The 16,860-nt window shown below is 70.1% G+C and carries 17 protein-coding genes; 7 read left to right on the top strand and 10 right to left on the bottom strand.

Going from position 1 to position 16,860, the window contains the following annotated elements; genetic code table 11:
• Positions 1–202: 202 nt before the first annotated feature.
• From ACIBKY_RS41515 to ACIBKY_RS41505, 3 genes are all read left to right on the top strand, one after another.
• A complete protein-coding gene (locus ACIBKY_RS41515; RefSeq protein WP_397105860.1) occupies positions 203–772 on the top strand; it encodes an RNA polymerase sigma factor in 570 nt (189 codons plus the stop codon).
• Positions 773–774: 2 nt separating this feature from the next.
• Entirely contained in the window at positions 775–1,383 is a 609-nt protein-coding gene (locus ACIBKY_RS41510) for a hypothetical protein (protein WP_397105858.1), read from the top strand.
• 180 nt (positions 1,384–1,563) lie between these two features.
• Positions 1,564–3,849: an FdhF/YdeP family oxidoreductase gene (locus ACIBKY_RS41505; RefSeq protein WP_397105856.1), complete on the top strand. Its 2,286-nt coding sequence runs from the start codon at positions 1,564–1,566 to the stop codon at positions 3,847–3,849.
• Positions 3,850–3,851: 2 nt separating this feature from the next.
• Here the strand turns inward: ACIBKY_RS41505 and ACIBKY_RS41500 are convergent, their stop codons facing one another.
• The 5 genes from ACIBKY_RS41500 to ACIBKY_RS41480 all read right to left on the bottom strand — a co-directional run bounded on the left by ACIBKY_RS41500 (position 3,852) and on the right by ACIBKY_RS41480 (position 9,552).
• Entirely contained in the window at positions 3,852–4,703 is an 852-nt protein-coding gene (locus ACIBKY_RS41500) for an alpha/beta fold hydrolase (protein ID WP_397105854.1), read from the bottom strand.
• Positions 4,696–5,877, bottom strand: coding sequence for an MFS transporter (locus tag ACIBKY_RS41495; RefSeq protein WP_397105852.1), 1,182 nt, complete (start codon positions 5,875–5,877; stop codon positions 4,696–4,698). Before ACIBKY_RS41495 ends, ACIBKY_RS41500 begins: the two co-directional genes overlap by 8 nt.
• Entirely contained in the window at positions 5,874–7,685 is a 1,812-nt protein-coding gene (locus tag ACIBKY_RS41490) for a penicillin acylase family protein (RefSeq protein WP_397105850.1), read from the bottom strand. The genes ACIBKY_RS41495 and ACIBKY_RS41490 overlap by 4 nt, the downstream gene beginning before the upstream one ends.
• 110 nt (positions 7,686–7,795) lie before the next feature.
• On the bottom strand, positions 7,796–8,614 hold the full coding sequence (locus ACIBKY_RS41485) for an ABC transporter permease (protein ID WP_397105848.1): 819 nt from the start codon (positions 8,612–8,614) through the stop codon (positions 7,796–7,798).
• Complete coding sequence (locus ACIBKY_RS41480) at positions 8,611–9,552, bottom strand: ATP-binding cassette domain-containing protein (protein WP_397105846.1); 942 nt, start codon at positions 9,550–9,552, stop codon at positions 8,611–8,613. The genes ACIBKY_RS41485 and ACIBKY_RS41480 overlap by 4 nt, the downstream gene beginning before the upstream one ends.
• An 89-nt stretch (positions 9,553–9,641) precedes the next feature.
• Here ACIBKY_RS41480 and ACIBKY_RS41475 point away from each other — a divergent pair, with 89 nt between their 5' ends.
• Positions 9,642–10,364, top strand: a complete 723-nt coding sequence (locus tag ACIBKY_RS41475) for a TetR/AcrR family transcriptional regulator (RefSeq protein ID WP_397105844.1) — start codon at positions 9,642–9,644, stop codon at positions 10,362–10,364.
• On the opposite strand, the gene ACIBKY_RS41470 is transcribed toward ACIBKY_RS41475, so the two are convergent.
• The 3 genes from ACIBKY_RS41470 to ACIBKY_RS41460 all read right to left on the bottom strand — a co-directional run bounded on the left by ACIBKY_RS41470 (position 10,361) and on the right by ACIBKY_RS41460 (position 13,578).
• A complete protein-coding gene (locus ACIBKY_RS41470; protein WP_397105843.1) occupies positions 10,361–10,675 on the bottom strand; it encodes a hypothetical protein in 315 nt (104 codons plus the stop codon). The genes ACIBKY_RS41475 and ACIBKY_RS41470 overlap by 4 nt on opposite strands.
• A 147-nt stretch (positions 10,676–10,822) precedes the next feature.
• The gene (locus ACIBKY_RS41465) at positions 10,823–11,095 is read right to left on the bottom strand and encodes a hypothetical protein (protein ID WP_397105841.1); all 273 of its coding nucleotides are present in this window, start codon (positions 11,093–11,095) and stop codon (positions 10,823–10,825) included.
• A 62-nt stretch (positions 11,096–11,157) separates the two neighbouring features.
• Positions 11,158–13,578 (bottom strand): M4 family metallopeptidase, encoded by a 2,421-nt coding sequence (locus tag ACIBKY_RS41460; protein WP_397105839.1) that lies wholly within the window; start codon positions 13,576–13,578, stop codon positions 11,158–11,160.
• A 645-nt stretch (positions 13,579–14,223) separates the two neighbouring features.
• On the opposite strand from ACIBKY_RS41460, the gene ACIBKY_RS41455 reads away from it, so the two are divergent.
• The 3 genes from ACIBKY_RS41455 to ACIBKY_RS41445 all read left to right on the top strand — a co-directional run bounded on the left by ACIBKY_RS41455 (position 14,224) and on the right by ACIBKY_RS41445 (position 15,572).
• Positions 14,224–14,637: a VOC family protein gene (locus ACIBKY_RS41455; RefSeq protein ID WP_397105837.1), complete on the top strand. Its 414-nt coding sequence runs from the start codon at positions 14,224–14,226 to the stop codon at positions 14,635–14,637.
• Positions 14,638–14,782: 145 nt separating this feature from the next.
• Positions 14,783–15,280 (top strand): ATP-binding protein, encoded by a 498-nt coding sequence (locus ACIBKY_RS41450; RefSeq protein WP_397106008.1) that lies wholly within the window; start codon positions 14,783–14,785, stop codon positions 15,278–15,280.
• A 58-nt stretch (positions 15,281–15,338) separates the two neighbouring features.
• Positions 15,339–15,572 (top strand): hypothetical protein, encoded by a 234-nt coding sequence (locus ACIBKY_RS41445; RefSeq protein ID WP_397105836.1) that lies wholly within the window; start codon positions 15,339–15,341, stop codon positions 15,570–15,572.
• Positions 15,573–15,707: 135 nt separating this feature from the next.
• Here ACIBKY_RS41445 and ACIBKY_RS41440 read toward each other — a convergent pair whose 3' ends face one another.
• Both ACIBKY_RS41440 and ACIBKY_RS41435 read right to left on the bottom strand, forming a co-directional pair.
• Positions 15,708–16,148 (bottom strand): DUF5994 family protein, encoded by a 441-nt coding sequence (locus tag ACIBKY_RS41440; RefSeq protein WP_397105834.1) that lies wholly within the window; start codon positions 16,146–16,148, stop codon positions 15,708–15,710.
• 110 nt (positions 16,149–16,258) lie between these two features.
• Complete coding sequence (locus ACIBKY_RS41435; protein WP_397105832.1) at positions 16,259–16,831, bottom strand: TetR/AcrR family transcriptional regulator; 573 nt, start codon at positions 16,829–16,831, stop codon at positions 16,259–16,261.
• Positions 16,832–16,860 lie beyond the last annotated feature (29 nt).

Here is a 16,860-nt window from a genome sequence, read left to right as displayed (position 1 = left end):
AAGCCTCAAAGGCATTTTTGGGGACGACCAGTGCGGGTGGGGCGCCGTTAGGGCCACTTCGTGACCCTGCGCGGGTGCGTCGTCTGGTCTACGGCTGGTTTCCGGCACCTTCGACCGCATCCCGTTCGGCCGGCGGGATGAAGGATTTCGGCCTGGCGCGGTAAGTACAGGTGACCGTACACACCAGGAAAGGCCGACATGCATGACACTCGCCCACGAAGACGTCCACGTCGATGACGCGGACCTCATCGAGAGATCGCTGACCGAGCCTGAGGTCTTCGCCGTCCTGTTCGACAGGTATGCCCCGTTACTGCACCGCTACGTGACCAGGCGGCTGGGGCCCGCCGAGGCGGAGGATGTCGTCGCCGACACCTTCCTGGCCGCCTTCCAGCGTCGGGGCGCATATGACCGGGGCCGCCCCGACGCCCGCCCCTGGCTGTACGGCATCGCCTCCAACGTGATCGGCAAGCGGCGGCGTACCGAGACCAGCCTCTACCGCGCCTACCTCCGCACCGGCGTGCACCCGGCGCAGACCGCGAACACGCAGGTCGAGGACGGCGTCAACACGCTGGCCGTCAACCTGCCCCTGGCGCGGGCGCTGCTGAAGCTCAAACAGGTCGATCGCGACGTGCTGCTGCTGGTCGCCTGGGCCGAGCTGAGCTACCAGGAGATCGCCGACGCGCTCGCCATCCCGCCGGGCACCGTCGGTTCCCGGCTCAACCGGGCCCGAGCCCAGATCCGCCAAGCGTTGCGGCCAGGACAAGGAGAATGACGATGAACGAGCTCAAGAGCATGTGGGCGACGGTCCGGCCCGGTACCGAAGAGGACCTCGCCGGAGCCAGGCGGCGGCTGCTGACCGGCATGCGCCCCAGGCGCCGCTTCACCGCCCCCAGGCTGCTGGTCGCGGCGGGCGCCGCGGCGGCGGTCGTGGCCACCCCGCTGATCGTCGCGACCGGGACACCGGCGTACGCGGTGACCTCGAACCCGGACGGCACGATCACGGTGGCCGTCAACGAACTCCGCGATCCCGAAGCGCTGGAGGCCGACCTCCGCTCGGCCGGCGTCACAGCGGACGTGACGTTCCTGCCCACGAACACGTGGTGCGCCGAGACACCCCGGTTCGACAGCGTGGACGCGGCGTACAACGCGGACGGGCCACCCGCGCGAGGCGAGGAGAAGAAGTGGCGTTCGTTCCGCGCCACGCGGGTGCTCTCCCAACGGGAGCTCCTGATCTCCCCCGAGCACATCCGGCCAGGCGAGACGGTCGTGCTTCAGTACTGGGAGACGCCCGCCGGTCCCGCTCCCTGGCAACTCGGCACCTGGCTGGCCAAGGCGGGCAGCACCGTGAAGCCCTGCACGCCCATTCCCCGCCCGAGCTCCTAGCCCAGGAACTCCCGCACCCGTGGTCGTGCCAGGTCGCGCGCCGCCTCGGCGGGTATGCCGCGCTTCTCCAGGGGCGCGGCGGCCTGGAAAGGCAAACTCCGGCCATGGAAACGCGGTCCAAGGAGTATGGAGTTAACCAGACTTCCAGGTAGCAACCGGGCATTGGGCTTAACTGGAGAAATGAGCGAAGAGCCCAGTGTGGGGCCGGTGCCAGAGGGGCCGCCGCGGTCCCGTCCCTACCACCACCCGGCCGCGGGCTGGGGGGCGGCCAAGGCCGTGACCGAGTTCGTGGTGCACGAGCGCGAGTTCGTCGACGGCCCCCGCGCCGTGCTGCGCATGAACCACGAGAACGGCGGCTTCGACTGCCCGGGATGCGCGTGGCCGGACACCCAGGGCCTGCGTCTGGACATCTGCGAGAACGGGATCAAGCACGTCACGTGGGAGATGACCGGCAAGCGGGTCGGCCGGGAGTTCTTCGCCGCCCACACGGTGAGCGAGCTGTCGCGGTGGAGCGACTTCGCGCTGGAGGACCAGGGCCGGCTGACCGAGCCGATGTCCTACGACGCCGCGTCCGACCGCTACGTCCCCATCGGCTGGGCGGAGGCGTTCGAGCTGTTCGGCCGGACGGTACGCGAGCTGGACGACCCGAACCAGGCCGCGTACTACACCTCGGGACGGCTGGGCAACGAGGCCACCTTCCTCTACCAGCTCATGGCCCGCGAACTGGGCACCAACAACCTGCCCGACTGCTCCAACATGTGCCACGAGGCCAGCGGCCGCGCCCTGCACGCCTCGCTCGGCACCGGCAAGGGCACCGCCGACCTCAAGGACTGGGACAGCGCGGACGCGCTGTTCATCATGGGGGTCAACGCGGCCTCCAACGCCCCCAGGATGCTCACCAGCCTCGCGGAGGCCTACCGCCGCGGCGCCCAGATCGTGCACATCAACCCGATGATCGAGGCGGGCGCCACCCGGACGATCATCCCGCACGAGTTCACGCAGATGGCGTTGTTCCGCGCCACCCGCACCAGCACCCTCAACCTTCAGGTACGCAGCGGCGGCGACATGGCGCTCATGCGCGGCATCGCCAAGGCGACGCTGGAGCGGGCGGAGAGCGATCACGGGGCCGTGGACCAGGAGTTCATCGACCGGCACACGACCGGGTTCGCGGAGTACAAGGCCCTGTGCGCGGCCACGCCATGGGAGGAGATCGAACGGCAGAGCGGTCTCGCCCGCGACGACATCCTCAGAGCCGCGCGCGTGTATCGCGGCGCCGACCGCAGCATCATCAGCTGGTGCCTGGGCGTCACCCAGCACGAGCACGGCGTCGACACCATCCGGGAGATCGTCAACGTGCTGCTGCTCCGTGGCAACCTGGGCCGGGAGGGCGCGGGGCCGTCACCGGTACGCGGGCACAGCAACGTCCAGGGCAACCGGACGTGCGGCATCGACCACCGGCCGCCCAAGGAGTTCCTGGACCGGCTGGCGCGGGTGTGCGGCATCGACCCGCCGCGCGCCGACGGCCTGGACGTGGTGAACACCATCGAGGCGATGCACCGCGGCGAGGTGAAGGTGTTCGTCGGCATGGGCGGCAACTTCGCCATGGCCGCGCCCGACACCCCCTACACCCACGCCGGGCTGCGCTCGTGCGAGCTGACCGTCCACGTGAGCACCAAGCTGAACCGCAGCCACCTCGTGCACGGCCGCCGGGCGCTCATCCTGCCGTGCCTGGGCCGCACCGAGAAGGACGTGCAGCGCAGCGGCGTGCAGCAGACCTCGGTTGAGGACTCGATGAGCATGGTGCATCTGTCGGTCGGGATGAAACGCCCCGCCTCACACCACCTGCTGTCGGAACCGGCCATCATCGCCGGCCTGGCCCGCGCCGCCCTCCCGAACAGCGACACCCCCTGGGACTGGTACGTCGAGGACTACGACCGCATCCGCGACACCATGGCCCAGGTCCTGGACGGATTCGAGGACTTCAACCGCCGGGTCCGCCTGCCCATGGGCTTCCGCATCAAGCAGCCCGCCCGCGAGCTGATCTTCCTCACGCCCTCCGGCCTGGCCGAGTTCTCCACCGCCCGGCTGCCCGACGTCGTCCCCGCGCCCGGCACGCTGATCCTGGGCACCATGCGCTCCCACGATCAATGGAACACCACGATCTACTCCGACAACGACCGCTACCGCGGCATCAAGAACCTGCGCACCCTCGTCTTCATGAACGCCGACGACATGCGCGAACGCGGCATCGGCCAGTTCGATCCCGTCGACATCACCAGCACCGCGAGGGACGGCACCACCCGCTCCCTGCACGGCTACCTCGCCGTCCGGCACAACCTGCCCAAAGGCTGCTGCGCCGGATACATGCCCGAGATGAACGTCCTGTGCTCCATCACCGATCACAGCACGCAGAGCGACCAGCCGCTGATGAAACACCTCCGGGTCACCATCGGCCCGGCCGCCTGACCTCATGGCAGAAGGCGGACGATCTCCTCGATCACCAGCTCGGGCTCATCTTGCGGGACCATGTGCCCGGACTTCTCCGCCACCACATGCCTGCCGTACGGCAGGGCCGCGACGAGCCGCCGATGGCTGGCCATCAGGTCCGGCCGCACGCGCCGCTCCATCGCGGTCGGGGCCAGCGCGCCGCTGATGGCCGTCACGGGCACCGGGGGGAGCGGGCGGGAGGAGTCGCGCAGGCGGGCGAGCCCCTCGGCGAGCGCCTCGAACTCCGCCCGGGTGGCCCGCAGCTCCGACGTACGCGTCATCTCGGCCACCGCCTCGGCCCGCATGTCCGGCGGGAACAGGCGCAGGATGCGGCGTACCTCCGATGTGACGCTCTTGACGCCGAACCGGGACAGGACGATCAGCACCGACTGCAGGGCGAGGGCGGCGGCCCTGGTGCGCCGCGCGTAGTAGATGTCCAGGTCCTCTGCCGCCTGGTCGATCAGCACGAGCGCGGCCACCCGCTCGGGGTGCGCGGCCGCGTAGCCGCGGATGATCGGCCCGCCCAGGCTGTGACCGGCCAGAATGTACGGCCCGGCCCCCAGGTGATCCAGCAGGTGCCCGAGATCGGCCACCATGCGCTCCAGGTCGCGCCGGGCCGGATCGCGGTCGCTGCGCCCGAGCCCGGCCCGGTCGTAGGCCACCACCGTCGTGTGCTTGGCCAGGCCGGGCAGCACCAGCCCCCACTCGGTACGGGTCGCCCCGAGCCCGGACTCGAACACCACGACCGGCCCGCCGGAGCCCTGGGTCACGTGGTGCAGCCGCCGCCCGTCCGGCAGCGTCGCGTACCTGGAGTCGCCGAAGACGTCAGACACTGAGATTCTCCTTCTTCACCGGGACAAGGTCATGCTGGATCGTGCGCGCGGCCGAGGCGATGATCAGGCCCGCCACCAGCGCCGGAATCGCCATCCCCAGAGCGCCGCCGGACCCGGTCAGCCAGGCGCCGGCCAGCCCGCCCACCGCGAGGCTGATGCCGAAGAAGCTGGCGGTGTAGCCGCGCTGCGCGGGCGCGGTCACCGAGACCATGATCAACGTGATCATCGGCAGGATCAGCGGCGTCAGCATCAGCCCGACGAAGAACGCGATCAGGCACAACACCACGTTCGGCGCGTTGACCCCCAGGGCGAACGCCGCCCCGCAGCAGGCCAGGAGCACGGCGATCACGTAGGGGACCCGGCGCGGGTCCGACCTGAAGATCCCGTCGAGCCGACGCCCGAGCGTCACCAGCACCACGATCGTCGCGGCCGAGCAGACCGCGGTGAAGATCCCGCGCGCCTCGGTCTCCAGCCCCCAGCGTTCCTTGAGATGGACCGACAGGAACGTCGCCGCGGGCACCAGCAGCATGCCGAACGCGACGAAGCAGGCGAAGACCCGCCGCAACGTCCTGGACCGCAGCAGCCCGCCGCCGCCCGCAGGGGCCTCGAACCGGCCGATGCCCGGATCGCGCAGCCGCAGCGCGAACAGGCAGCCCAGCATCGACACCACGCCGAGCACCACGAACACGGCCCGCCAGTCCAGGTCCAGCCATCCGGCCAGCGCCGAGACGCTGAGCGGGCTCAGGATCGCCCCGGCGGGGGTGGCGGCGCCGTACAGGGCGAGTACCCGGCCGCGGACGGCGGGTTCGTACAGGTCGGCGAGGAGGGGCGAGTGCAGCGCGAGCTGGCTGCCGTTGGCCAGGCCGCTCAGCACGAGCAGCACGCCGACCATCCAGACACTGTTCGCGAACGCCATCGCGATCGTGGACAGGCTCCAGACGAAGCCGGTGACGATGGAGATCACCGCGCGCCGTGGCCGGCCGCCGACCAGCGCGGCCATCAGGAACGGCGCGGTTCCGACGGCCAGCAGCTGGATCGCCATCAACGTGGCGAGCGCGCCGGCCGAGACGCCGAGCGAGCTGGTCATGTCCGGCGCGAGCACGCTGAGCGCCTGGTTGACGAAGGCGTCGGTGATCGCGAGCATGCCGACGGCCAGGACGGGATAGAGCCTCATGAGGGGTCGAACACGATCGGCTTGACCTCGCCGCGGGCGTACAGCTCGGCCTGGCCGGGCATCGACACGCTCCACGACCGCATGCCGTACGGGCCGAAAGCCACGATCCGCAGGCAGGGACCGCCCGCATACGCCCGCCCGCCGGAGAAGTAGGTGGCGCGCAGCGGCACCTCAAGCTCCAGCAGCGCACCCCCGCGGCCGGGCACCCCGGGCGCGAGCTCGTGCGCCTCACCATACGTTTCATCCGGTACGGCCGGCGCCACCTTCTCCAGCGCGTCGAGCGGATCCTCACCCGCCGAGCGCCAGGCCAGCCAGGCCATCGCGTCCACCGAGTCAGGACCGGCGTGCCCGTCGAAGCCGAGCAGCCTGCGCAGTAGCAGACGATGCCCGCCGGGCCACCCGGCGACGCGCGCGGGGTCGGCCGCCGCGGCGTCGGCGAGCTTGGCCTGCCACAGCGGGGTGTCCATCCAGCGGTCCTCCATCGCCCACGCGGTCACCTCCTCGACGCCGGTGGCGTAGGCCCTGCTCAGCAGCTCGACGCTGCGCCTGCCCCTGCTGGTGTCGCGGCCCGCCTCGTCGTTGAAGGCGTCGCGGTGCCAGCGCCCGGGAGACAGCGCCGGGTCGGGCGTCACCGTGTCGGGCGCGGTATTGCAGTTCTGAAGATATCCGGACACGGGGTTGGCCAGCTGCACCAGCTCGGCCGCCGGGCGGATGCCCTGCCAGGCGGTCGCCGAGGTGTTGCCGTCCAGCACGCCCCTCGCCTCGAAATCGCGCACGGGCACCCGGCCGGTGCGCAGGTAGAAGCAGTCGCCGGCGGAGTCGGCCGCCAGCAGGTTCTGCGGCGGGAAGTCGCAGGCGTCGAGCGCCGCGCGCAACTCGCCGGTGTCGCGGGCCCGCAGCATCGCCATGAACTGCCGTTCCGTCTGTCCCGCCCGTCCCATGTACGGCGTGCACACCACGTAGACGGCGTCCTCGTCCCTGGCCACGACCGGGGCGATCACACCGTTGTGCAGCACGTGGGCATGACCCTCGTACTCCAGGACCTTCCTGGTCTCGCCGTCGTAGCGGTAGGCGTCGCCGTCCACCTCGATGCGGTAGGCGTCGGACACACGCGGCCCGCCGGTCGTCAGGCCCCAGGCGACGTCGCCGTTGTGGGCGAGCGGCGGCAGCATCGCGCCCAGGAAGCCGAACCCGGTGTAGTGCAGGCCGCCGCCCTTGACGACGGCCTCGTACATCTCGAAGGCGCCGCCGAAGGGCAGGTGCGGGTCGCTGACGAGGATCGTCTCCCCGGCCGCCGTACGCCACGGCCTGAGCACCCAGGCGTTGGAGCCGGGCGGGACCAGGCCGCGGTCCAGTTCCGAGGCCGGTGCGGCCGGGGTGACGCCCGCCGCGCGCAGCGCCGTGACGGCGTCGACGATGATCCAGTACAGCATCACCGTGCGGTTGACGCCGATCGGCAGCGCGGGCTCCAGCGGCGGCGCCCACGCGGGCACGTCCGCCGGATGCTCGTCCATCCACGCCGCGATCCCGGCGACGAACGCCACGTAGCACTCACGCAGGTCGGCCGGGAGGCCGTCGAACCCGCGCCTGGCCTCTTCGAGCACCTGCCAGCGGCGCTGGTTGGCATCGCGCCCCGGCTCACCGAGCTCGCCGCGGACCAGCCGGTACTGGCGCAGCACGCCTGGCAGGTCGTCCTGTGCCTGGGCGTAGCCGAGGCCGAAGTAGGCGGCGGGTTCGCTGGTGGCGTCGAGTAGCGGCGTGCCGTACGGGTCGCGGTGGATGCGCACCGAGCCCCACGAATTGTCCATGGGCTCAACAGTGCGTGAAGCGATGGCCTCTGGCCTTGTCCGATCGGCCAAGAACCTGCCCGTGCCCTTGGCCGATGGGTTCAGTGGCGGGCGGGGCGGATCGTCAGGCGTCACCGCCCCCAGCGTGAGTACGCGCGCAGCGACAGCGGGACGAACACCACCAGCAGCGCCGCCGACCAGAGCAGGACGGTGGCCACCGGATGCGCCAGCGGCCAGGCCACGTCGCCGGACGGGGCGCCCGGGTTGCCGAACAGCTCCCTGGAGGCGGCGGTGAGCGCGCTGACCGGGTTCCAGTCGGCCAGGAAGCGCAGCCAGGCGGGCATGCCGCCGGTCGGGACGAACGCGTTGGACAGCATCGTGAACGGCAGGAACAGCGGCACCATCGCGTCGGCGACCTGTTCGTTCTTCACGGCCAGGCCCACGTAGACGCCCACCCAGCTCAGCGCGTACCGCAGCACGATCATCAGCAGGAACGCCTGGGCCGTGGGGACCAGGCCGTTGTGCGGCTGCCAGCCCACCAGCAGGCCCGCGCCCACCATGATGGCCAGCATCAGCAGGCCGATCAGCAGGTCGGCGCCGGTCTGGCCGAACGGCACCGCCAGGCGCGCCATCGGCATGGAGCGGAAGCGGTCCATCACGCCGCGGGAGGCGTCGCCGGCCATGCGCGTCATGACCCCCATCACCGCGGAGAAGGTCACCATCGCGAACAGGCCGGGCATGAGGTATTCGCGGTAGTCGCCGCCGTTCGGCACCTGGATCGCGCTGCCGAAGACGTACCCGAACAGCACCACCATGACGGCCGGGAAGATCAGCGCCACGACGAGTTCGCCGGGATTGTTGCGCAGCCGTCCCAGCTCGCGGCCGACCAGGGTCAGCCCGTCGGTGAGCGTCCAGCGCAGGCGGCCCAGCGGCGAGGTGAGAGCGGTCATCGCACGGACTCCTTGCGGTCGGTGAGGCGCAGGAACACCTCGTCGAGAGTGGGGCGGCGCAGGCTCACGTCGGCGGCGGCGACTCCGGCGTGGTCGAGCCCGCGCACGATGTCGGCCAGGCGCGGGCCGGGAGCGGGCAGGGCGACGGTGAGCCGGTCGCCGTTCGTGGTGGGCTCGGTGCCGGCCAGGGTGTTCAGGACGGTCGCCGCCTCGGGCATCGCGGCGGGGTCTTCGAGGGTGACGTCGAGGCGGTCGCCGATCGTGGCCTTCAGCTCGTCGGGCGTGCCGGTGGCGATCACCCTCCCGTGGTCGACGACGGCGATGTCGTCGGCGAGCTGGTCGGCCTCGTCCAGGTACTGCGTCGTGAGCAGCACCGTGGTGCCGTCCGCCACCAGTTCGCGGATGCTGTCCCAGATCTCGCCGCGGCTGCGCGGGTCCAGGCCGGTGGTCGGCTCGTCCAGGAACAGCACCTCGGGGCGCAGGATGAGGCTGGTGATCAGGTCGAGGCGGCGGCGCATGCCGCCGGAGTAGCCGCTGACCTGCCGGTCGGCGGCGTCCATCAGGCCGAAGCGGTCGAGCAGTTCGTCGGCCCGCCGGTGCGCCTCGGCACGGGACAGGTGGGAGAGACGGCCGAACATGCGCAGGTTGCCGCGGCCGGTGAGCTTCTCGTCCACGGCGGCGTACTGGCCCGCGAGCCCGATCCTGGCGCGCACCTTGCCGGCCTCGCGGACGACGTCGTATCCGGCGATGCGGGCGTGCCCGGCGTCGGGATCGGACAGGGTCGCCAGGACGCGTACCGCGGTTGTCTTCCCGGCGCCGTTCGGGCCGAGCACGCCGCAGACCGTTCCTTCCGGGACGGCCAGGTCCAGCCCCCGCAGCGCATGAGTGTCGCCGAAGGACTTGTGCAGCCCTTCGGCGAGCACGATCGGATCAGGCATGAACCCCTCCACTGGGTACGTTGTACGCGGTTATGGCGGCCAGAGTAAATTACTGGGTACCATGTACGCAAGTAGGGAAGGGTGGAGCGGTGACCGACGCCGAGTACGTGAACATCTGGATGCTGCCCGAGCGCCCGGCCCGCGGGCCGAAGCCGGGCTACAGCCGCGCGCAGATCACCGAGGCGGCGATCCGGATCGCCGACACCGAGGGGCTGGAGGCAGCCACCATGCGGCGGATCGCCGCCGAGATCGGCGCCGGCGCGATGTCTCTCTACCGGTATGTTCCGAGCCGCGAAAATCTGGTCGAGCTCATGGCCGACCGGATGCAGGGCGAGATCGACGTTTCGGGCATGCCCTCGGGCGACTGGCGCGCCGACCTGACCCGCTACGCCGGCGAACTGCGGGCCATGTGGCTGAGGCACCCGTGGATCGGAACCGTGCAGCGGTCACTTCCCAGCTTCGGCCCCAACCAGTTGCTCCTGATCGAACGGCTGATGGGAGTGCTCGACCCCTTCGTCTCCATCGACGAGAACCTCGGCCTCATGGCCATGCTGAACGGCTACATCGAGGGCGTCGTCCGCGAGGAGATCAGCTCGGCCAAGGAGGCCCGCCGCAGCGGGCTCAGCGAGTCGGAGTGGATGACGCGGAGCTACCCGTACATCGAAGGGCTGGTGAAGAGCGGGGAGTACCCGATCTTCACCAAGATCGTGATGGAGGCGCGTCACCCGCACCTGAGCCGCGACGACCAGTTCCGGGACGGGCTCCAGCGCGTCCTCGACTTCATCGCCACGGCCCTTCCCGCACGAGGCTAGAGGTTCCTCGTCTGGTGGCCGATCTTCCCCAGGTTGGGGTAGCGGCTGTTGCACCAGGCGTAGGACTCCTTGTTCCGGCCCACCCACGAGCCGTAGTACACGACCTTCTTGCTGTAGTCGTTCCAGCACTCGATCCGGACGCGGACCCAGCCGTAGCCCGCGTTGCACCTGGCGAAGCCGCCGTCACCGGAACCGCCCGTCATCTGGCCGCTGTAGCACTTGGTGATCGGGGCGGGGCCGGCGTACGCGGCCGCGGGAACCGCGACGATGCCCATGGCCAGGGCGGCCGTGACGGTGAGCTTCTTGAGCATGGGATTTCCCTCTTCAGCGTGATCTTGGGCGTCAGAGGCTACAGAGGGTGGCTTTGGATTCGCTTTCGAGTCCTGAGCCGTGATCCCGGCCCTCAGGCGGGCCGGCCGGCGGCGCCCGTCACCGCCGGATGCGCGCTTCTCACGGGCTCAGCAGCGTTGCCCGTTGAGGAGGTTGATGGTGGTGTTGAGGTTCACCGTGATGCAGTGGTAGGTGCCGGAGGGGATCGAGACCGTGCCGCCGCCGGGGCCGGCCGGACCGGTGCACCCGCTGGCGATGATGAAATATCCAAGTATGTCGGACAGTAGGAAGCGGGTGCCGCTGGTGCACGTGTAGATCGCCGCCGCCGCGGACGCCGGCGGAGTGGTGATCGTGCAGGCCAGGGCGGCCGCCATCGCGACGGCCACGATGCTTCTTCTCACGGTGTCCCTTCCTGTTGGGGTCCCGGCACCCCGCTGGGTGCCGGGACCTTATGAGACGGTGGTCAGGAACGTGTGATCTTCACGTCGTCCACGCCGGCCTCGATCAGGCTGGCCGTACCCGCGTCGGCCGTCTCGACCAGCAGCCGGACGGTCTGTCCCGCGAAGGACGACAGGTTGATCGTCGCGGACTGCCAGGCGCCGGCCCGGTTGGCGGCCGAGCCGAGCTGCTGCAGCACGACGGTGTTCGTCGAGCCGGACACGACGCGGACGCGGAAGTAGTCGGCGCTGCTCGCGTTGCTGAGATGCGCCAGGTACCACGACAGCGTCAGCGTGAGCGTCCCGGACGGCAGCGCGATCTCCGGCGAGCGGATGCTCGTGGCCCCGCCGTCGACGTCGTGCGTGCCCGCCCCGCTGCCGGCCAGGCGGCCGGTCACCAGGTCGTTGACGCCGCTGACCGTGGTGCCGAGCTGCAGGCCGATGCCGGAGCTCGTGGCCGCCGGGTCACCCCGCTCCCAGGCGCCGGACGTGGCGGTGTCGGTGCCGGAGGCGTTCGTGGTCCAGCCCAGCGACGTCTCGAACGTGTCGTTGAAGACCACGTTGCTGACCGTGCCCACGTTCAGGGTGAACGGGGCGGTGCGGTCCATCGAGGTGCCGTCACCGGTGACGATGACGTTGTAGGTGGCGCTCGGAGTACCCGCGGGCACGTTGATCGTCATCGTCGACGAGGCGCCCGAGGTCACGCTCGGCGGGTTGAACGTCGCCGTCACGCCGGCCGGAAGCCCGGTGGCCGAGAAGGTGACCGTCTGCGCGGGCGGCGTGGTGGTCGTCGTGCTCACCGTCGAGGTGGTCGTCTGACCAGGTTCGACGGTCGCGGACGTCGGGTTCAGGGCCATCGAGAAGCCGGGGCCGCCGCCCTGGCACGAGGCCGGCTCTCCGGCCGCGGCCGGCACGCTCACGGCCAGCCACGCGGCCTTGGTGGCGTCGAACTCGGCGCAGGAGCCGGGGAACGACTGGATCGCGGCCTCCAGCGAGGCCTTGCGGGCCAGCGAGTGGGTCCACGTCGCGGTCTTGCGCAGCAGCGTGGCCATGAAGATCTGGCCGGCCTTGCGCGGGCCCAGCCCGGTCAGCGTGGTGGAGTTGCAGGTCGGGCTCGGCGGCTGCCCGTTGGTCGGGTTGGTGCCCTCTGCCAGCAGGTAGAACCAGTGGTTCTGGACGCCGGCGGCCGTGTGCACCGGCAGGTTCGGCACGGAGGCGGAGTAGCAGTTGGGGTGGCCGGAGATCAGCGACGGCTGGTGCATGTAGCGGATCGGGCCGCTGCCCGTCAGGTTGACCTCTTCGCCCACGCTGTAGTCGGGCGGGTCGAGGTTGGCGGGCAGGTTGGCGAACCACTCGGTCAGCGCGCCGAAGATGTCACCGGTCGACTCGTTGAGGCCGCCCTTCTCGTTGCTGCCGGTCGAGCCGCCGGGGGTGTTCTGGAAGATGGCGTGGCCGTACTCGTGCGCGACGACGTCCATCGGGGTGACCTGGCGCTGGCTGTCCTGGGAGCGGCCGAAGCTCGTGTAGCTGCCGTTCCAGAAGGCGTTGACGGCGTTGAGCCCGACACGTGCGGGGAAGCCGCCGCCGGTGCCGTTGATGCCGTTACGGCCCAGCCACTGGCCGAGCATGTCCCATTCCTTGCCCGCCCCGAACAGCACGTCCACGCAGGCGGTCTCCAGGTTCGTGCCGGAGCCGTTGCCCCAGTTGTCGTCGGTCCCGGTGTACGCCGCGCCGTCCTGGCCGCCGCACCGGATTCCCGTACGGACCGGGTCCGTCATCGAGAAGCTGGAGCCCGAGCCGGAGGTGCCGATGGTGACCGGGTTGCCGTTGTAGTAGCTGTTGCCGGTGCCGTCCATGACCAGGTCGGACTTCTCGATGACCTGGCCGTTCATGGCGTCGACGAACACGTGCAGCTTCGTCTCGCGCCCCTTGTCGGTGCCGTCGACCCGTACCTCGTACGCCAGGCGTCCCGCACCCTCGGCGAAGACGCTGAGCTGCGGCGCGGAGACCGAGGCGACCTCGGGAACCAGGGCGCGCGCGACGTCGGCCGCCCGGTCGGCGCCGATGGCCGGCTTGGTGGCGACCTCCAGCGCCTGGGTCTGCGCGATGGACGTGCTCAGCACGCCGCCGGTGGAGTCGGTCACGACGACGAAGTCGCCACCGCGCACCGGAAGACCGGCGTGGGTACGGGCATAGGAGACGTAGTTGAGTCCGTTCTGACCGGCGGTCACGCCCTGGCGCGCGAAGGCGTCCTTGGGTGAGACGCGCAGAACGCCGGGCTCGGACTCCACCAGGCGGTCGGCCGCCTGGACGGCCGCGGTGGCCGGGTCCGGAGGTGCGGCGGTCTCTGCCGCCAGGGCGGTCTGGCCCGAGGCGATCGAGGCCGACATCGCCACGAGCAGGCTGGTGGTGCTCGCGACGAGCGCTAACGCGAGTTTGCGTTTCACGCGGTGCTCCTTCTGGGTGAGCGGCCGCGGCTGGGGGGACGTCGGCCGCCGGGGGGTGTGCGAGATCTCCCCAGAGATCTCTGGCGTCGCTCCGCGGTGATCGATCAGGAGGGGAGGAAGACGGAGCTTCCTGCATCTGACGTGAGATCTAAAAGGGCGTCAATATGTGCGGAAATACTTGGAAATTCATCGACAACAGGTGCTGTATCGGTCCAAAAGGACTCAAAGTCCACTGAACAGGCATTTCCCGCTGGGGGTGACGCGCCCGTCATCCGTTACGGCCTTTCTTGAAGCCCGTTTCTGGTTCCACCGAGTATTGACAAGCAAAGGCAACCGGAATTGCATCCGCCCGCCCCGGTGCTCCCTTCGCCACCACCTCCAGACCGGCCTGAGAGCGTCCGCCTGTGGGCCGGCCTGAGAGCGTCACCTTCACGTCGGCCTGAGAACGTCGCCCTCGGATCGGCCTGAGAACGTCGCCTTCGGCGGGTCTTCTCCACGGCCTTCGCCCGCACGGCGCTCAGGTTCGCGACCGGTCCCAGCGGGGTCACCCCCTGATCAGGTCGGATCCGCCGGAGAAGAGGCCACACCCTGGCCGCTTCCCTTGCGAGAGTGGTCACCGAGGAACCGACAAGCAAGGAGCCGATCATGTCCGTCAACTCTGTGACCCACCTGAACTTCCGCGGCGACGCCCAGGCGGCGCTCACCTTCTACCAGTCCGTCTTCGGCGGCCAGATGGTGGCGGTCACGTACGAGGACGCGGGAAACGTGCAGAACCCCGCCGAGGCCGGCCAGGTGATGTGGGGACAGGTGGCCGCCGACAGCGGCTTTCGTGTCATGGCCTACGACGTCCCGTCGCGCCTGCCCTGGAACCAGGGGGAGAACGCGTTCTTCGTCTCGCTCCGCGGTGACACGGCCGAGGAGGTCGCCGCGTACTGGGAGAAACTCTCCGACGGCGCGACCGTCCAGCAGCCGCTGGCCCCCGCGCAGTGGGCGCCCCTCTACGGGATGCTGACGGACCGGTTCGGCGTCACCTGGGTCGTGGACGTACTCAGCAGATAATCGCGACCTTGACCGTCGGTCAGTCAGGCCGGATAATTCACCTGCGAGCGACTGTAAGGCCGCCACTGTGGCGGAGAAATGCGTACCGCCCCAGACCCACGCGGGCGAACTGCCTCATCACTTGGTGAAACGGTGAGGGCCTGTGATGACCGCAGCGAAATCGCCGCTCCCCGAGCATGGCAAACCATTCCTGCTGGCGGATCGTTTCGCCGGCTCCTCCTTGCGCATGATCCGGCACGCGACGGCCGAGCACGCCGAGTCCCTCGGCCTCAACGGGCCCCGGCTGCTCGAGTTCGTGCTGGCCGTTCACGAGAGCGTCGCCAACGTGGTGAAGCACGCCGGCAATCACGGCGAGATCCAGTTGTGGCGCAGCGACGGTCACGTGCACTGCACGATTTCCGACCGCGGCCCCGGCATTCCCCTTGACGGGCTGAACGTCTCCCGGATAAGTCCGGACGCGCTGGGCGGCCGCGGACTGTGGCTGATCCATCATCTGGTCAGCAGCGTCGACATCACCACCGGCGAGGAAGGCACCGTCATCCATCTGGCGGTCGAACTTCCCGCAGAAGGAACCGGAATGAAGCGCATCCGGACGAGTCCTCCTCTGCGGGAAACCGAATTCCGCACCGAATGGACCCGCTGAAAACGCCGGGTTACCTTGATGGCGGATCATCCGCAGGGAAAGCCCGGGAGGGAACTTCATGAAGATCAGGCGAGGGGTTTTAGCGGCGGTATTGGCCGCCGGAGTGCTCGCTCTCGGCTCGACCCCGGCTCACGCCATTCCGCCTCCTCCGCCGGGGGGCGACAACCTCATCGTCTTCACCTACTACAGCGGGGAACAGGTCATTGGGCAGCGCTGGTTCGGCTGCAACCAGCCCGCGGGTCAGTGGGGGACCCTGAACGGCACGCTGAAGGTCTTCTTCACGCCCTGCTGAGCCGTACCGGGTCATGGCATGAGGTCCGGGCCGGAGGCGTCGCAGCGACCGGTGTCGGAGCGCCGCGCTGGTGACGATGTCGATCTCACCGGTCAGGCGGACGGTTCGGCGATGCCAGACATGCCGGACGCGGGATCACCTCGCGGTCGGCAGGGACGTGAGGGCGAGAAGATCGTCGGCGGTCAGGCCGGCCGTGTGCCGGGCGGCGCGCGCCAGGGCGCGCTCGGCGGGTCCGGCGGCGGTGTCCGGCGGGATGAGCAGCAGCGCCACCGGTTCGACGGCCGCGAAGAACAGGACGACCACGTGCGGGTCCGCGTCGCGGAAGCGGCCGACGCGGACCTGCCGTCCGGGTGCCGGGATCCGGTCCGGGATCTGGCGCCACGCGTGCTCGTACAGGCCGACCTGCAGCGTTGTGCGCCCCAGCCGCTGATCGACGGCGGCGACGAGGCCGGGCAACTCGATGGCGGCGTCGCGGGAGCGGGGCCACCAGGCTCCGTCCACGACGGCTCTTCGGCTGGGCACGGGGTCGAGGGTGAGCCGCAGGACGGGATGGAGCGGTAGAAGCGTCGGCGTCATGTTCGTCGCCTGACCTGTCCGGGCCCGCGCAAACCGGCCCGTGTGAATCGCCGGGGCGACGCCGGCCTGACTGCCGGCGCTCGAAATACCCTCGGTAACCGCACTTTACCTTACGTATCGAAGGCGAAACCCAGGGCCTGCCGCATGAGTTCAGGCAGGTCGGCGTGGCCGTCGCTCTCGGCCCAGCGCACCAGTGCCACGTGGGTGGCGCCCAGGCAGGCTCCGGCGGTGGCGCGTACGCGGAACTCCTCGGCGGGGTCCGGCGACGGGCCGCAGAGCGCGGCGACGATCGCGGACTGGGTGGCGTACTGGCTGTCCAGGTGGTGGGCGCGCAGCGCCGGGACGGAGATCATCAGGCTCAGCCGGGCCAGCAGCATGGCCTTCTCGGCCGCGATCGCCGCGGCGGCCATCTCGACGAGGGCCAGGCCGATCCGCTCGTGGAGCGACTCGGTCTCCGGCCGGGCGGCGACGGTGGCGGCGGTCACCTGGTCGTAGTCGTCGTACAGCACCAGGTCCTCTTTGGTGGCGAAGTGCCGGTACACGGTCATCGCGGAGACGCCCGCCGCCTCGGCCACGCCGGTGACGGTCGTCGCGTCGTAGCCCTGGTCGAGGAAGAGGCGGATGGCGTGCGCCTGGATCGCCTGTCTTGTCTCGATACGGCGCCGGTCACGCAGGCTCATCATGTGGTAGACAATACCAAAGTGGTAGTCAC

It is taken from the genome of Nonomuraea sp. NPDC050394 (assembly GCF_044459065.1).
Classification (GTDB): domain Bacteria; phylum Actinomycetota; class Actinomycetes; order Streptosporangiales; family Streptosporangiaceae; genus Nonomuraea.
The sequence above is the reverse complement of the archived record's forward strand: the minus strand, read 5'-3'. Positions and strand labels throughout refer to the sequence as shown.

Bases quoted from the DNA above. Each gene is read 5' to 3' on its own strand.
- ACIBKY_RS41515 (WP_397105860.1), top strand. From the start codon at position 203: ATGACACTCGCCCACGAAGACGTCCACGTCGATGACGCGGACCTCATC.
- ACIBKY_RS41510 (WP_397105858.1), top strand. From the start codon at position 775: ATGAACGAGCTCAAGAGCATGTGGGCGACGGTCCGGCCCGGTACCGAA.
- ACIBKY_RS41505 (WP_397105856.1), top strand. From the start codon at position 1,564: ATGAGCGAAGAGCCCAGTGTGGGGCCGGTGCCAGAGGGGCCGCCGCGG.
- ACIBKY_RS41495 (WP_397105852.1), bottom strand. From the start codon at position 5,877: ATGAGGCTCTATCCCGTCCTGGCCGTCGGCATGCTCGCGATCACCGAC.
- ACIBKY_RS41490 (WP_397105850.1), bottom strand. From the start codon at position 7,685: ATGGACAATTCGTGGGGCTCGGTGCGCATCCACCGCGACCCGTACGGC.
- ACIBKY_RS41485 (WP_397105848.1), bottom strand. From the start codon at position 8,614: ATGACCGCTCTCACCTCGCCGCTGGGCCGCCTGCGCTGGACGCTCACC.
- ACIBKY_RS41480 (WP_397105846.1), bottom strand. From the start codon at position 9,552: ATGCCTGATCCGATCGTGCTCGCCGAAGGGCTGCACAAGTCCTTCGGC.
- ACIBKY_RS41470 (WP_397105843.1), bottom strand. From the start codon at position 10,675: ATGCTCAAGAAGCTCACCGTCACGGCCGCCCTGGCCATGGGCATCGTC.
- ACIBKY_RS41455 (WP_397105837.1), top strand. From the start codon at position 14,224: ATGTCCGTCAACTCTGTGACCCACCTGAACTTCCGCGGCGACGCCCAG.
- ACIBKY_RS41450 (WP_397106008.1), top strand. From the start codon at position 14,783: ATGACCGCAGCGAAATCGCCGCTCCCCGAGCATGGCAAACCATTCCTG.
- ACIBKY_RS41445 (WP_397105836.1), top strand. From the start codon at position 15,339: ATGAAGATCAGGCGAGGGGTTTTAGCGGCGGTATTGGCCGCCGGAGTG.
- ACIBKY_RS41440 (WP_397105834.1), bottom strand. From the start codon at position 16,148: ATGACGCCGACGCTTCTACCGCTCCATCCCGTCCTGCGGCTCACCCTC.
- ACIBKY_RS41435 (WP_397105832.1), bottom strand. From the start codon at position 16,831: ATGATGAGCCTGCGTGACCGGCGCCGTATCGAGACAAGACAGGCGATC.